The sequence below is a fragment of the Robinsoniella peoriensis genome, from assembly GCF_000797495.1.
Taxonomy (GTDB): Bacteria; Bacillota; Clostridia; order Lachnospirales; family Lachnospiraceae; genus Robinsoniella; species Robinsoniella peoriensis.
In genome coordinates this window covers 876,377-891,688 of record NZ_JTGN01000001.1, presented here as the reverse complement: position 1 = coordinate 891,688, position 15,312 = coordinate 876,377, and the positions used below count along the sequence as shown (strand labels likewise).

15 protein-coding genes and 1 riboswitch are annotated in these 15,312 nt (G+C 39.5%); of the genes, 9 read left to right on the top strand and 6 right to left on the bottom strand.

The features are described from left to right. Positions 1–94: 94 nt before the first annotated feature. Positions 95–676, bottom strand: a complete 582-nt coding sequence (locus QR40_RS03670; protein ID WP_027292042.1) for a DJ-1/PfpI family protein — start codon at positions 674–676, stop codon at positions 95–97. Between the two features lie 162 nt (positions 677–838). Here QR40_RS03670 and QR40_RS03665 point away from each other — a divergent pair, with 162 nt between their 5' ends. After that, the gene (locus tag QR40_RS03665) at positions 839–1,147 is read left to right on the top strand and encodes a metal-sensing transcriptional repressor (protein WP_152614160.1); all 309 of its coding nucleotides are present in this window, start codon (positions 839–841) and stop codon (positions 1,145–1,147) included. Positions 1,148–1,172: 25 nt separating this feature from the next. Here the strand turns inward: QR40_RS03665 and QR40_RS03660 are convergent, their stop codons facing one another. Together QR40_RS03660 and QR40_RS03655 are read right to left on the bottom strand one after the other, a co-directional pair. Further along, entirely contained in the window at positions 1,173–2,036 is an 864-nt protein-coding gene (locus QR40_RS03660) for an AraC family transcriptional regulator (RefSeq protein ID WP_044293354.1), read from the bottom strand. A 181-nt stretch (positions 2,037–2,217) separates the two neighbouring features. Continuing rightward, the gene (locus QR40_RS03655) at positions 2,218–3,609 is read right to left on the bottom strand and encodes a hypothetical protein (RefSeq protein WP_044293346.1); all 1,392 of its coding nucleotides are present in this window, start codon (positions 3,607–3,609) and stop codon (positions 2,218–2,220) included. A 230-nt stretch (positions 3,610–3,839) separates the two neighbouring features. Here QR40_RS03655 and QR40_RS03650 point away from each other — a divergent pair, with 230 nt between their 5' ends. The 6 genes from QR40_RS03650 to QR40_RS03625 all read left to right on the top strand — a co-directional run bounded on the left by QR40_RS03650 (position 3,840) and on the right by QR40_RS03625 (position 10,388). Continuing rightward, positions 3,840–4,232, top strand: coding sequence for a desulfoferrodoxin family protein (locus QR40_RS03650; protein ID WP_027292039.1), 393 nt, complete (start codon positions 3,840–3,842; stop codon positions 4,230–4,232). 183 nt (positions 4,233–4,415) lie between these two features. Further along, on the top strand, positions 4,416–5,081 hold the full coding sequence (locus QR40_RS03645; protein WP_044293345.1) for a helicase associated domain-containing protein: 666 nt from the start codon (positions 4,416–4,418) through the stop codon (positions 5,079–5,081). A 162-nt stretch (positions 5,082–5,243) separates the two neighbouring features. Beyond that, complete coding sequence (locus tag QR40_RS03640) at positions 5,244–6,593, top strand: 4Fe-4S dicluster domain-containing protein (RefSeq protein WP_044293343.1); 1,350 nt, start codon at positions 5,244–5,246, stop codon at positions 6,591–6,593. A 14-nt stretch (positions 6,594–6,607) separates the two neighbouring features. Next, positions 6,608–7,147 (top strand): BMC domain-containing protein, encoded by a 540-nt coding sequence (locus QR40_RS03635; RefSeq protein WP_027292036.1) that lies wholly within the window; start codon positions 6,608–6,610, stop codon positions 7,145–7,147. Positions 7,148–7,342: 195 nt separating this feature from the next. After that, the gene (locus QR40_RS03630; protein ID WP_044293342.1) at positions 7,343–9,622 is read left to right on the top strand and encodes a leucine-rich repeat protein; all 2,280 of its coding nucleotides are present in this window, start codon (positions 7,343–7,345) and stop codon (positions 9,620–9,622) included. Between the two features lie 271 nt (positions 9,623–9,893). Further along, complete coding sequence (locus QR40_RS03625) at positions 9,894–10,388, top strand: HD domain-containing protein (protein ID WP_044293339.1); 495 nt, start codon at positions 9,894–9,896, stop codon at positions 10,386–10,388. A gap of 119 nt (positions 10,389–10,507) precedes the next feature. Here QR40_RS03625 and QR40_RS03620 read toward each other — a convergent pair whose 3' ends face one another. The 3 genes from QR40_RS03620 to QR40_RS03610 are packed head-to-tail and all read right to left on the bottom strand — an operon-like array spanning position 10,508 to position 14,065. Further along, positions 10,508–11,368 carry a TIGR03943 family putative permease subunit gene (locus QR40_RS03620; protein WP_044293336.1) on the bottom strand — a complete coding sequence of 287 codons (861 nt, stop codon included), beginning with the start codon at positions 11,366–11,368 and terminating at the stop codon, positions 10,508–10,510. Next, positions 11,369–12,955 carry a permease gene (locus QR40_RS03615; protein WP_044293333.1) on the bottom strand — a complete coding sequence of 529 codons (1,587 nt, stop codon included), beginning with the start codon at positions 12,953–12,955 and terminating at the stop codon, positions 11,369–11,371. A gap of 3 nt (positions 12,956–12,958) precedes the next feature. Then, the gene (locus QR40_RS03610) at positions 12,959–14,065 is read right to left on the bottom strand and encodes a CobW family GTP-binding protein (protein WP_044293331.1); all 1,107 of its coding nucleotides are present in this window, start codon (positions 14,063–14,065) and stop codon (positions 12,959–12,961) included. Between the two features lie 255 nt (positions 14,066–14,320). On the opposite strand from QR40_RS03610, the gene QR40_RS29460 reads away from it, so the two are divergent. Continuing rightward, positions 14,321–14,602, top strand: a complete 282-nt coding sequence (locus QR40_RS29460; RefSeq protein ID WP_052430676.1) for a hypothetical protein — start codon at positions 14,321–14,323, stop codon at positions 14,600–14,602. A gap of 290 nt (positions 14,603–14,892) precedes the next feature. Further along, complete coding sequence (locus QR40_RS32425) at positions 14,893–15,021, top strand: hypothetical protein (RefSeq protein ID WP_276325414.1); 129 nt, start codon at positions 14,893–14,895, stop codon at positions 15,019–15,021. A 75-nt stretch (positions 15,022–15,096) separates the two neighbouring features. Next, a riboswitch (cobalamin riboswitch) is annotated at positions 15,097–15,296 on the top strand. The last annotated feature ends 16 nt before the right edge of the window (positions 15,297–15,312 follow it).

Sequence of the window (15,312 nt, the reverse complement as noted above, 5' to 3'; positions counted from 1 at the left end):
GATATTCATTTTAGTTTCCGCAAGTTTATGCAGCAAAAAACTGTATATAACTTGCGGAATACAAAGCTTACCTCAGGATTAGATTTTTCGCGGTTTAAATATAGACACATTCATCGTCCGGATCCCACTTGTATCCAATATCATCCGCTATCTTAACCGCCACATCAATATCCAGAATATCCGCAATAAATCCCAGTGTCATATCCATTCCCGCCATACTTCCTGAGGAAGAATAATATTTCCCGTCAGCAGCCCATTTTGCACCTTCAATCCAGTGTACCCCATTCATAGTATGCAGTGCCCAGAATATGTTTTTTTCGTACTGAGCCATCCTCCGGCGGAATGCTTTTCCTGTTTTTGCAAGCAGGGCAGATCCGGTAGAAATAGTCAGGCAGTAGGAACTTTTTTCAATAGCTTCTTTCAAAATCTCCAGGGAATCGAAGTCCTCTAAGAGCCTTCTGGCACCCGAACCGCCAGGGATTAATATGGCATTTCCTATTTCGTCCGGAACCAGAGGTTCTGTCCACACTTTAACACCCTGTGCGCTGTTTACGATTTTACCGGTCAGAGACACGTATTCGATATGAAATTCTTCTGGTATCTTTCCAAATAATTCAGCAGGACCAAACGCATCCAATGTTTCAAAATCATCATATAGTACAATACTTACCTTCATGCAAATACCTCCATTTTGTATAGACTAAGTGTATCAAGACAGATATTCCTTTACAAGCCTTGTGGGGGGATATTATTTGAAAAATATATCCCCATGGGCGGCTTGTATGCTGCTCATTTTTCGTTTATACTTTTAACTATACAAATGAAACAGGGAGCCGATATGGAAAAAAATACAGATTATATGCATCCACACCCGCATCATACACATCCCCATGAGAATACAAAAGCAGTTTTGAATCGTCTGTCCCGTGCTATCGGGCACTTGAAGTCTATCAAGGTGATGGTTGAGGAAGGGCGTGACTGCAGTGAGGTTTTAATACAATTATCAGCAGTGAAAGCGGCTATCAATAACACAGGAAGAGTAGTTTTGAAGGATCACCTTTCCCATTGTCTGATTGATTCTATTGAAACCGGAAATATGGAAGCCATTGAAGAATTAAATAAAGCCATTGACCAATTTGTAAAATAAGCAGCCTTTATTGTCCTGCTTATTTTTATTTTATGGGGATATAGATTTCCACCATATTTTCCGGGTCATCAAAAGCAGTTATTTTACTGCGGTATACCTCAAAATCTTCCCGTTCATCCAACAATCCTTTTCCTGAAAGCAGCCAGGTGCCGAAAATATAATCATAAGTCTGCTCCAGAGTGCCAAGTTCCCCACGGTGCGTGAATACGGCATATTTTCCGGCTGCAACTGTTTTTTGTATTAAAATGTCCGGTATATAAGAAAAGCTATCAGCCGGCGAGCCGATCATCACGGAGAATGACACATCACCTGCTTCGTCATAAACAGCCCTGTCTGTTTCACATACACTGAAACCATCTGCATTCCCGGCAGAATATTTTTCACGAAGCTGCAGATATTGTTCCCACAGATCAGGCAGGCGATTATCGGCGAGGGTTGTCGTTCCACGGATTCCAGCCAGTTTCACCTCCTCCATTTCCACAATTACCGGTTCTAATGTAATGTTTCCGGTAATGTGTCTCAGGCTTTTCTTATCTAATTCCTTTTTTGCTTTTATTACCAAATCCAGCCCATTCTTACGGTAAACTGTGGGGCTGCTTCCATATATGGATTTAAAAGCGCGGCTAAATGCCTCGGAGGATTCAAATCCGCTTTCCAACGCAATATCAATTACCCGCATATCGGTATACAGAAGTTTCCTGGATGCATTGTAGAGTATACGTTTATGGATGTAGCTGCCAACGGGTTCCCCTAAGGCGGAGGCAAACAGGCGGGTCATGTGATAATAGGAATAACCGGTTTCCCTGGCGACATCATTTAGTCCGATGTTTTCCTCTAAATGGGTTTCAATATAGCTGACGGCTTTTTCTAAAGGGGATATATCGTTCATTTTATGCTCCTTCCTTTCTGTAAATTATTATAACATAAGTGAATGTTATTGCGACAGCCTAATAAGAAGTAATAATTTATCTGAATGGATCGCTAAAAACGGCATGGCAAAAAGCGTTGAGGGACAATGCTTTTTGTCATGCCGTTTTAATTCTCTTACTATGTCCGTATAACTGTGATTACTATTTCGTAAGATCATTAATATAAGCATCCCACAATTCGTAACTTAGGTCTATCATGTTCTTGATCTTCTCCTGAATTTGATTATTTATAATATCATACATTTTACGGGTCTTGAAAACATGTAATTTTTCCAGTTTGTCTGTGCTGTTATAAGTATAAATAATGGTAAACTTACCGGAAAAAAGTATGGTAACCGGTGGAAAATCATTGGTAATAATTTTTAATTTTTTCTTGTCATTTCGAGTCACATATTTATTAAATCTTTTCAGGAAGGAGATACGGGTTTCCGCTGGGATTTTTATTTCACCGGACAGAGGAACGATAATTTTGCCCTTTGTATAAAAGCCGGTCATTGCGTAATTAGAGACATAAAAGGCAGAGTCGTCAGACAGAATTCTTTTAAACAATTTTTGCATCTGTTTATTTAAAATCACTTTATTTTCTTTGCGCTTAAAGTCGTCATCTTTAATTAAATAGCCCATGGAAAGAAAGTTATATACTGCATCAATGCCGCTGTCTGTCAATTCATCCACAAAGGAAGGATGCTTGTCTAAATATGCAATTGCTTCCTTTGTAGTATAACTTAATTTATTTATATTTCCATTTAACAAAGTATTGAGAAATATTGTTAAATAGCTTTTATACTGAATTAATTGCATAAAAATAGTTCCGTCTATCTGTGTAGTAAAATACACCAGAAATTTTCCTTTTAAAAGAATAAAAGGATGGCTTATCTGGTTATTCATCTCCCAAAGATTCATCTGGGCATATTCCTGTAACCGTGTAATATTGGAAAGAATATCGAATTGATTTACCGTAAGGTTATCAAACTGAGATAAATTAACCAGATAATTTAATATTACATTTCGCATTTTGTCTGGACAGGTGGCTTTAATTCTTTTGAATATTTCATCATAATAAATATCATAATTGAAAAAGGAACTGTAGAATACAAATGATTCATTTTCAGCACTATTTACGATTACATCGGAAATCATAATGCACAAAATATTTAAAATCATTTTATCCCCCATATAGTAAGGGCCTTTTTCATAATAATCTGTGGGGACTTTATTTTCACATGCAAAATCACGATTCAAAGCGTATTCCACAGATGAACGTATAAACTCCTCAAGCTCACGCTGCGAATCAAAATCATAGATGATCGGAAAAATACGCTGTAATTTCAGATAACAATTTCTTGCATAAATATGCTGTGAGAAATAGTTTGCTGCCTGATTACAGAATTCCCATTTTTCTTTTAGCATGGGTAATCTTTTTCCGGTTAAAATTTTGCTAAGTCCACTGGGAGTCATATTCATATGCAGTGCAAAGTCTGTTTTTGAAGTTTTTGCGATAGTTACAAGTTCATTTAATAATATACCTACCATTGTGCGGCACCTCATATTTGATAATATATTTAAATCAATAAATTTCATTATAAACTCATTTAAATTTTATTTCTTGCTAAAAAAATAAATAAATTGTAATATTTTTTCCTTTTTTGTCAATTTATGCAGATATATTTATATTTAATTTCAAGCACTGAGCAGTTTAAAACGGTATGATGACTCAATAAAAGAGTCTTTTCCTATAAACAAAATAACAAAGGAGAAAAGGTATGGAGCAAAAATTTTATATTTGTAAACATTGTGGCAACATTGTGGAGTTAATCCAAAAAGGCGGGGGTGTTCTTGTTTGCTGCGAAGATAAAATGGAGGAATTAGTACCAAACAGCACAGAAGCAGCAAATGAAAAACATGTTCCGGAAATCATTGTATACGGATCACAAGTGATTGTCAATGTTGGTGCCGCGCCGCATCCCATGACGGAACAGCATTACATAGGGTGGATTTGTATACGTACTACAAAAGGAGTGTATCGCAAAGTCCTGGCACCGCTTGATGAACCTACAGCTGCCTTTGCACTTGCCGAGAATGAAAGCATCATAAGTGCCTATGCATACTGCAATCTTCACGGATTGTGGAAGAACGACAAAACTACGCTGATATAATGGAAGAAAAAGGAAAAAAATCTATCTGGTATAGAGCTGGATTGTGAAAAGTAACGAGAGCTTTAAGCCTGTAGGTAATACAGATTTAAGGCTCTTTTGCGTATAAAGGATTTGAAATACATCTGATAAACAGATCCCCTGTTGTAACAGATTTACAATATGAAGGAGAGGGAGTGATATACAATGGAGCATAGAGTAAAGCGGCACTATACCCGTTTAGAATGGACTGGGTGGTATCAGTTTGCAAAAGAATATTATCTGAAGAATGGAAATCTGAAAATCCCTGTGAAGTACAGGACGGAAAATGGATATTTATTAGGGCGGTGGATTGAACGGCAGCGGGCGGCGTATCATGAAAAAGGGGTTTACAGGATAGATGCCCACAAAATATATCTGCTGGACCAGATTGGGATGATCTGGAAAATAAGCGTACGGACAGAATGGAATATTTGGTATGAGTACTGTAAAAGATATTATATCGAAAATGGAAATATTGACATTCCGAGGAATTTGATATATCAGGATGCAGCAATTGGAGAATGGATCAGCTACCAGAGAAAATGTTTCCGAAAGAATAATTTAAGTTACCAGAGGCAGTTAAAACTGGAAGTATTAGGTATGGTCTGGAGGAAGCGGCAAAGAAGAGCATGGGATGAATGGTATGAAGAGGCCCAGTGTTATTATGAAACTTTTGGAAATCTTCAAGTGCCTGTAGATTATGTGACCGGGGACGGAAAGCGCCTGGGAAGATGGGTCTATACACAGCGGGAAAAAGTACGGGGAGACGGCACGTTAAATCTGGATTCAGAGAAAATCAAAAAATTGAAAGAAATAGGTATAAAATATTGACTTTTCTGTGATGTCAACTTGACAAATAGTTTAAAGTGCGTTATTTTATTATCAAACAACAAAATTCAACAAAAAACAAAATACAGGATCACTGTGTCTTTTTTCTGATTTAGGAAATGTTTTATGTGGCAAGATAATGTTAAATAATGAATGGAGAAAACTATGAATCTGATTGAAACAATTAAAGATGCCGGGATCGTCGGTGCGGGCGGTGCAGGATTTCCTACACATGTGAAATTGAATACCAAAGCAGAATACTATATTGTAAATGCTGCTGAGTGTGAGCCCCTGATAGAAACAGATAAATATTTGTGCAGAACATTTGCAGATGAGCTGATTAAAGGAATTATGATGATCTCCACACATCTGGAAGCCAAGAAATCTGTCATTGCAATAAAAGCGAAATACAAACCGGAAATAGCTGCATTAAGGGAAGCCATTGAAAAAAACGGTGCGGATATCGAAATCTTTGAAATGCGGACGTTTTATCCGGCAGGAGATGAACAGGTTATCGTTCAGCAGGTAACCGGAAGAAGTGTCCCCGAGAGAGGGCTTCCGATTGAGGTTGGTGCGGTAATCAACAATGTCGGTACTATTGTCGGAATGTATAATGCCATAGTTCACGGTAAAAAAAATACCAGTAAATTTCTTTCTGTTGTGGGAGAGGTTCAGGAGCCGATTATGCTTCAGGTACCAATCGGAACACCGATCAGAGAATGTATTCAGGCAGCTAACCCGAAGATTTCTGATTATGCAATTATTCTGGGCGGACCAATGATGGGACGAGTGGTTGCAGATGACGAGGCGATAGACCAGCAGTTCGTAACAAAGACAACCGGAAATATTATTGTACTGCCGAAAAATCATTATTTAATTGAAAGAACCCATGTGCCTATGGACAGGATCAAACACCAGGCAAGAAGTGCTTGTATACAGTGCCGTATGTGTACAGATTTATGTCCGAGATTCCAGATTGGCCACCGCATTAAACCACATCTTGTTATGAGAAACATCTGGAGAGAGAATAGCATTGATTCTGATAAACAATTTGAGGAATGTTTTGGTGATGCGGTAAATTGCTGTAACTGCGGATTATGTGAATTATTCTCATGTCCTATGGGGCTTTCTCCAAGAAGAGTCAACGGATATATGAAAGGAAAGCTCCAGGAAAGAGGAATTTCGGTTGAAAAGAACATGCATCCTGTCTCCAGACCGACAGTGGAGTTGAACAGAGTCCCAACCGACCGTTTAATTGCCAGACTGGATCTGGGCAAATACAATGGATTACATGCACATGACTGTATAGAACTTCATCCGAAAGAAGTTTTCATCCCATTGTCACAACATATAGGTAAGCCGGCAGTAGCCGTAAAAAATGTGGGTGACAAGGTGTGTGAAGGTGACGTGATTGCCAGTGCTGATGCAACAGGTTTATCCACAAATATACATGCAAGCATAAATGGAACCGTATGTGATGTAACATCATCTGGCATCAGAATCAGTGAAAACTAATGGAGGATTAAGGAATGGGAAATTCAGTTGGAATGATAGAACTATCCAGTATAGCGAAAGGAATTGAAACCTGTGATGAAATGTTAAAGGCAGCGAATGTAGAATTATTGAGATCATCTACAATCTGTCCTGGAAAATATATGATTATCATTGGTGGAGATACAGGGAGTGTAGATGCTTCCATGAAAGTCGGAGAAGCAGCAGCAGGACATTTCCTGGTAGATAAATTATTAATTGCCAATGTCAGTGACCAGCTTATGCCTGCCATCAGCAGTACTTCGCAGGTTCCTACAGAAGGGGCAGTGGGCGTCATCGAATTTTATTCCGTTGCATCGGCTATCGTTGCAGCAGATACTGCAGCAAAGGCAGCAGCGATCACGCTGATTGAGATTCGTACCGGATTTGCGGTAGGCGGTAAAGGATTCGTTACTATGAGCGGAGATGTAAGTGCCGTAACAGAAGCGGTGAAGGCAGCAGAGGCAGTGAGCGAGCTTATGGTTCACAGCGTAGTGATTCCAAGACCGACAGATAAGTTGTATGAAGCGTTACTGTAATTAATGTTGTAAAAAGAAAATCGATTAAGAGTTATAGCAGAGGCAAAGCCATTTATAGGCTTTGCCTTTTTAATTGAGATCTATTGTGCTGAAAATAGCTTTAGTCAGCAGTGTTGCATTTTACAAACAAGAGGTATATAATTAGAAATATGCTTGTAAATTAATGCATAAAATTACACAAGGAGGAAATGAGTTATGAAGAGATTCAAGCAGAGTAAACGAATTCTTAGTATCATTATGGCAGCGTCAATTGCAGTTTCATCCAATATCGTGGTATTTGCGAATGAAACAGGAGAAAATCCAATGCCTCAGACAGAAGCATTTACAGAAAATCAAGAGACCGGCACAGTTTCAGTGGAATCAGAGACAGATACCGGGAACAATGATTCTGAAAAACCACAGATGGGACTTGGAATGCAGGAAACAGAAACAGAGCAGGAGACGGATAATAAAGAGATTATTACGGAAACACAAGAAACTGAGTTTGTAGAAACAGAACAGGTATCTGGGAATAACACTGAAGCCGTTAGAAAACAGGCAGAAGCGAAAAGTTTAAACAATCAGCAAAAAGGGTCTTCAGATCTGAATTTAAGCGAGTGGGAATATGAACAAAATGATAAAATGATCACATTAAAAAAATATAAAGGAAAAACGGAAAACCTTGTTATTCCCGGTCAGACAATTATTCAGGGACAGGAATATTCAGTCAGAATTGCTAAATATACGGAATCAAAAGATTATCCATATTTTAATGGAGCTTTTAGTGCTAATTTTGCAATAAAAACAATAAGATTTTTGGATGGCGTGAGTTTTGAGGATAACGATATGTCGTATTCATTTGCCGATTGCAATAATTTAGAAAGTGTATCAGGCATTCCGGATAGTGTTACGAAAATGGAAAGCACATTCATGTTCTGCTCAAAATTAAAGAAAATAGATAAACTACCGGCAAATCTAAAAGATATGGTACGGGTATTTATTAGTTGTGAAGCGTTAGAAGAATCTCCTGGCATACCAAGTGGCGTAACCAACTTAATAGGAAGCTTTCAAGGGTGTGAAAGTTTAAAAAAAGGACCTGAACTTCCGCAAGGGATCACGGATATAAGCAATATCTATGAAGATTGTATTAATTTAACAGAAATATCCCGATTACCGGACTCAGTTAGAATTATGAAAGGGGCTTTAAAAAATTGTAAGAGCCTCAATAAAATAGAAAATTTACCGGTACAATTAGTGGATATGGGTGAAGCATTTAGCGGTTGTGAAAAGTTAGTGCAGGTACCGGACATTCCCAAAGGAGTAACCGAGCTAGACAATACATTTAGTAAATGTTCTTCTTTAAAGGAAATGCCAAAGCTTCCTGCTGGTTTGAAAAGTTTGGATGGTACTTTTTCAGAATGTACAAGTCTGGTAACGAGCGGTTCTATTCCTGGTGGAGTAACTGAGATGAATGGTACTTTCTATGGTTGTGCTTCTTTAACGAAGGCTCCTAAATTACCGGAAGGATTGAAATCTATCGCTAATTTATTTTTTGACTGCAGTAAATTGGAAGAATCACCTTTAATACCCGATAGTGTCATCAATATGTATGGAGCGTTTTCTTATTGTCAATCTTTAAAAAGAGCACCAAAGCTTCCTTCTAAATTAAAAAATATGGGAAGTGCATTTTCAGGATGTTTGAAGATTACTAAGGCACCTGATATACCCGAGACAGTAGAGAATATGGCCTGGGCATTTACCAATTGTCGTAATTTGAAGGGAAGCATGACCATCTATTCGCCCTTTGAGAAGGATCGCATTAATGATGATGGCGAGTCGTCACATGGCCCATATACAAGCTGTTTTGACAATACGGCAGAAGATAGCACGGGGTTAACTGTAAATTATGGTCCAAAGTGTAAAAAGATCGATAATATCATTAAAGAAGGGGCTTATCATAATAAAAAAGTAAAAAAAGGCCAGCTTGTGCTTCAGGTAAAATTCAAAGCAAATGGCGGAACCACAGAAAAATCCTATAAAAATGTTTACTATAAAAAGAAATATGGTAAGCTTCCCACTCCACAAAGGGCAAAATACAGCTTTAGTGGATGGTATACAAAAAAAAGCGGCGGTACAAAGATCACATCATCATCAAAGATCACTGGAAAGAAGAATATCACTCTCTATGCTCATTGGAAAAAAGTAACGGTAGGTAAAGTATCTTCTGTTTCCTTAAAAAATACCAAAGCAAATAGAGTGACAGTAAATACAAAGGCAGTATCGGGTGCTAAGGGATATCTGATTACATATGCAAGGAATTCTTCTTTCACAAAAGATAAAAAGGCTCTCTTCACCTCATATGTCAATAAGAATATAAACAAACTTCAGAAGAATAAGAATTATTTTATAAAAGTCAGGGCATACAAATTAGACTCTGCCGGTAAAAAAATCTATGGTAAGTACAGCAGTGTCAAAAAGATCAAAATTACGAAGTAAAAAGGACTCTGTTATCAGGTTCCATTCAGCCCCACCGAGCTGCCAAAGCTCGGTGGGGCTTTTCGTGGGGTGTGTACAGGTCTTGATAGAATTATAATTATGAGAATGGTAGAAATTCTGTAAGAAAATTATAAGGAATTCTACATTGCATTTTTATACAACCGTGCTATACTAATAAAGACAGAAAATTTAGTTGTTCATAGAGTTTTAATATTTATCGAATTTGAGGCTTTATGGACGAATGGTAATTCCAAAGGGGGAGTCATCACAAATGGCAGCCGAAAAAAGAATGGATCCAAAAGATGAGCAGCAGTTTTTGGATCTTGTGAAAGAAATAGTAGAAAATCCAAAGTACACAAAGTTAAAAGAATATATACAGCACGGAGAAACAACCGTTTATGAGCACAGTCTGGCTGTCGCTTATTTAAGCTATTGGATCGCACTGAAATATGGCTGGCAGGTTCAGGTTAAGGAATTGATCCGGGGGGCACTTCTACACGATTATTTTTTATATGACTGGCATGAGAAGAGCGCAGACCACCGTTTTCATGGATTTACACATCCGGGCAGGGCGCTGAAAAATGCCTGTTTGGAATTCGATCTGACCCAGATCGAAAAAGATGTGATCAGAAAACATATGTTTCCACTCACACCGATTCCGCCCCGGTACCGTGAGACAGCTATTGTTTGTATGGCGGATAAGATCTGTTCCGTGTATGAAACTTTCCATATGACATTATTTGGGGAATTGTATCCCGTATCTTAATTGAAAATGTATCACTCAGCACGTTTTTCAAATATAGACAGCAGCCGGAATAACCGGCTGCTGTCTATATTTTTTTGCCTTTAAAGATTTTCCAACGCTTACTTCTGTTTTGTTTATCATTATACAAATGGATAAACATATCCTTCAACCGGTTCTGTGGGAGTAATCTTCGTAACCTGGATCTGGGGCTCTTTCAGAGTCTTATCGTTATATTGATATTCCCCGATCGAAAGTGTACCTTCCACTGTCACCCAGGATTCGCTTTCAAGTTCGGAAGCCTTGTCATAGATACACCGGACACCAGTAGGTGATAAATCAGCAATACAGCAGGTCATTGCCAGCCGTGAAACAATGAATTCGTTTTTCTTTGGTACTTTGAAGGCATTCATGACGAACCCTGTCATAGTGATTGTGTAGCCTTCATACTGTATGCCATTTGAATCCATCTCGGCAAGCCATAATGCAAAATCTTCGTTAGAAACGGTGATTTTCTTGTTCTGAACATCCAATCCAGGCAGGTGAGAAGCATCATCCGCTGTATTGGTGTCATTCTGAACAGCGGCAGAACTGGGATTATCAATACGCGATGTTGCAGAAGAAGGCTCTGCTCCTTTGTCAGTTGATTGGCTGCTCGCGGACAGATTACTCGCGGACAGGCTGCTTCCTGGACTGTAATTATCCGTGATATCGGAAAGTTCCATAGGGGAGTGAGGCAGTAAAACCATCAAAATAGGGATTGCCAGGACAAGGCAATGCATGGAGCGTGCTTTGTATTGGGGCTGAAGCAGGCGAAATACTCCAGCCAGAGCCCATATCCCCATCACAACAGCGGAAAAATAAAGATATGGTTTCATCCTGGGAGTCACATAGGAGAGGTATTTCTGACTTCTGATCAGATAGACCAGCAGACCGGAAAAGAATCCGCAGCACAGGCATTCCAGAAAAATCTGTGGATTGAATGTTTTTACCTTTATCTGCATTTATATCCCTCCTAATTGATAAAATAAGAACACAACAGCAAAACAAACGAAAAATGAAGTAACCAGCAAGCGAATGATAAATCGTTTTGAAAAACCTGCGGAAAGCATCAACATATTTTTAATGTCCATCATCGGACCAAATATAAGAAAACCCATAATAGCCATCATAGAAAACTGGGCAGAAAAACTGCGCGCAACAATAGCATCGGAGGAGGAGCACAGGGAAAGAACAAATGCCATCGCCATCATAATCATGGCAGATACTGCATTTCCCGCTTTATTCTGCGCATTTATGAACAGATCCGTACCGAATCCCTGAAAGACGGAAGCAACAAAAGATCCGATAATCAGATATTTCCCCACATCAAAAAATTCAACCTGTGCGTGGCGGATAAACCACTCCATTTTAGTACGCAGACCAGATTCGGAACTGGTTCCCGGGTAACATCCGCAGCTGCACATCACACCATCAAATCTACCGGTGGGTAATACCTGTCCTTTTGAAGGGCAGGCTGCAAAACTTAGCCCGATCACTACAGCAGCAAAGCTGCCCATACCCACACGTCCCGCTACAACTGCCAGATCTCCTCCAAATGCATAATAGGTGGATAAAATAGCTACCGGATTAATAACCGGAGCGGCCAGCATAAATGTAACAGCGGCAGGAAGGGGTACACCCTTTCGTACCAGGCTTCTGAAGATGGGAATGGAAGCACAGTCACATACGGGAAGACAAAATCCGCCCACCAGGGCAAGCAGCATTCCTCCGGCAAGAGTCTTTGGAAACCGCTTTTCAATCCAGTCTCCGGGGACGAAAATCTGGAGCAAGGAAGAAAGGAGCACACCCAGAAGCAGAAATGGAATTGCCTGCAGTATAATGCCCAAAAATACATTTATAATCGTATTTGTGGATAAAGAAAGCTGATCCAGAACTGGTTTCGTTAAAAAATATGCCGCTGCCAGAAAAAGCAATGATCTGAAAAAGGAGTAAAGCGGCGAGGGCTTTTTCTCCAAAACCCTTTTATATAAGTTTTCCGGATACGTATCTTTTAGTTTAAAAATAGGGACACCGGGATTTATCTTTTTTATCATATGGCGCATTCTCTGATACACAGCCTTACCGTAACTTGTCTGGGCAGTGCGCAGGATAACGGCATCACTGTTTGCAATTTGTTCCGGCAGTGAGTTCCCGGTTCTGCCTAGAGTTTCTTCTAAACCTGGGGCATCTGCAATGTGAATGACTTTTTGTATTCTGCAATTGCGCAGCAAAGGACTCAGGAAAAACTCCTGTAAAAGGGAAAAAGATGTTACCCCATTCCATTCTATCCAGATCTCATCCGGAGTCTGATTTTTCACACATTTATATATGGTTTTTATAATCGCATCCGGCTGTCCTTCCAGTTCTTTTTTGGAAAAACAACGGCTGGTGCAATAATCTGATGATCCGTGAAATTTTTCCTCGCCGGATTCAAACTGCAGCAATAAAGTCTGGATATCGCTCCGGTCATCCCGATTTAGCATGGCATTTAGAAAAGAGGTTTTTCCGGCATATAAGAATCCGGTAACAACATAAACAGGAATCATCATGGCCTAGTTCCCATCAAACAGGAAGGCTAATTCATCTTGTTTCAGCCCCCGTCCTATAATACACAACATGTCACCACTGGAAGAACACTCCTTCATCTGTACGCTCCCTGGCACATACTGAACATTCAGATATCCGCCTGCAGTGTGGACAATTCCTTTGGCACGCAAAACAGTTCCGGATGTGTTTCTTTCCATCTGCCACAGACGTCTCTGTAAATCAGTAGTGTTGAATACCTTTGCGGGATGTATCGTCACCGTGTCAAAAACCTCTTCTGCTGAATGGCTGCTGACGCAGCTACCGGAAACATGATCAGAATTCTGGGTATGGCTGCAGCTGCAACTGCAACCGCAGGAAACTAGGTCAGAGTTCTGCTGGGTATGGCCGCAGTCACAGGAATCTTGTCCTTCATCTTGTTCGGTATGGTTGTCACAGTAAAGTGGTTTAAGTTGTCTTTTCAGTTCAGGATTATCGATGCAGTGGCCTTTGTCCAAATAATCCTTCTCAGATATCATAGATTGATCATTTTGATAGAGATTCAGAAGCCGGGCTGTATTGATTTTCATCCAGGGTTCAGAAAGTATTTTTGCATCTGGGTTCAATCTGCTGACCAGTTGGAACGCACTTTTTACTTTGCCCGGATAATCTTCTGCCCAACTAAGCAGTATTGTATCTGCATTTATTATCTGATCCTCAAAAAACTCACCAAAATTTTCAAGATAAATGGCACATCGCTTCACATCAGCAACCGTAATTTTTTGCTTGATCTGCGCAAGAGAACGGATCTGTGGATTTGCGCAGAACTTTGTAATATCAGATAATTTTCCAACACCGGAAGGTTCAATCAGGATAATATCCGGATGAAATTGATCCAGAAGGTCTTTCATGGCTTTTACAAAATCGCCGGAAAGACTGCAGCAAATGCAGCCTGCGTTCATTTCTTTTACCTGTACATTTCCATCTCTTAGCAGAGCCGCATCTACGCTGATATCCCCAAAATCATTTTCAATCAGAGCTGCCTTCTTACCTTGGAATCCTTCTTTTAGCAGTTTTTGAATCAATGTAGTTTTGCCGGCTCCTAAAAATCCTGAAACAATATATATATCGGTCATCGTTCTCCTCCTTTTTTCTGCTTCCTTGAAACCGGTACAGGCCAGTTTCTCTGTTATCATATATATTACCTGGGAAATTTATTTATTCATGGATGTTTAAAACTAATATCGTGAGGTTTTCATGACATAAAAAAGTCTTTTCAATACACTGAATACAATGTATCTCTGGTTCTAGGTTATAATATTTATCCCGGCATGGAACGAAATTAGTAAAGTGCCGGAAAGGTAAAGAGAATACTTCAGGAGGAAAAGGAAATGGAAAGAAATTTGGACCCATACGGAACCGGAACCCAGTTTCACTATAAGCAAAGCGTGCAGCCGGTTGAAGAAAAGAAAGAAAATATTATAGCAGGTATAGTAGGAGCATTTTTGGGAACTCTGATTGGTTTGTTATGTATCGTAGTAGTGGACCAGCTTGGATATATGGCATCTATCTCAGGTGTAGTGATGGGTGTGTGTGCGATAAAAGGATATCAGATGCTGGCCGGAAAGATGAGCTTGAAAGGAATAGTTATATCATCTGTTTTTATGATCTGAGTAGTCTATGTGAGCCAGCAGCTCAGTTGGGCAATAGATGCGGCAGATGTACTAAATATAGATGTTTTCAGTGCGTTCCGCCTTATTCCGGTCATGATCAGGCAAGGAGCTATAGACGGGGGGATTTACATAAAGGATCTCTGTATGTTATATGCTTTTACTGCATTAGGAGCAGTACCCACTATATGGAATACGATTAAAACAGTTACGAATAGAAATACTTTGTAAAATGATACTTAACTTCACACCCCTGGCTGCCGTAATGGCAGTCAGGGGTGCAGGAATATGTAATGAGATTAATTCCGTCTACCGGGTATGCTGAACTTAGAAATGCGGCAAGGACCAATCATCAGCTGATAGAACTTAAGCCGGGTGAGAAAAAAAAGGTAACTCCCGAATTGGGGGTGAACGAGCTCTAAAAAGCTCTAAAAGAACTTTCCATGGCCAAAAACAATTGACTTTTAAATGTGTTTGAGATATTATGGTAAAATAAGAAGAAATTTAAGGATTGCGGTCATATTCCACAGATGATGTGGGATAAAATGTTAAAAGGGAAGCCGGTGAAAGACCGGCACAGTCACCTCTACTGTAACGTGGACGAAGAAACAGGATGCCATTGATATTGAAAAATATTGAGAAGGCGTTTCTGAGGATGAAGCGAAGTCAGGATACCTGCCGTAATGCCCAGCTTACTTTATTTCCGGGATGAG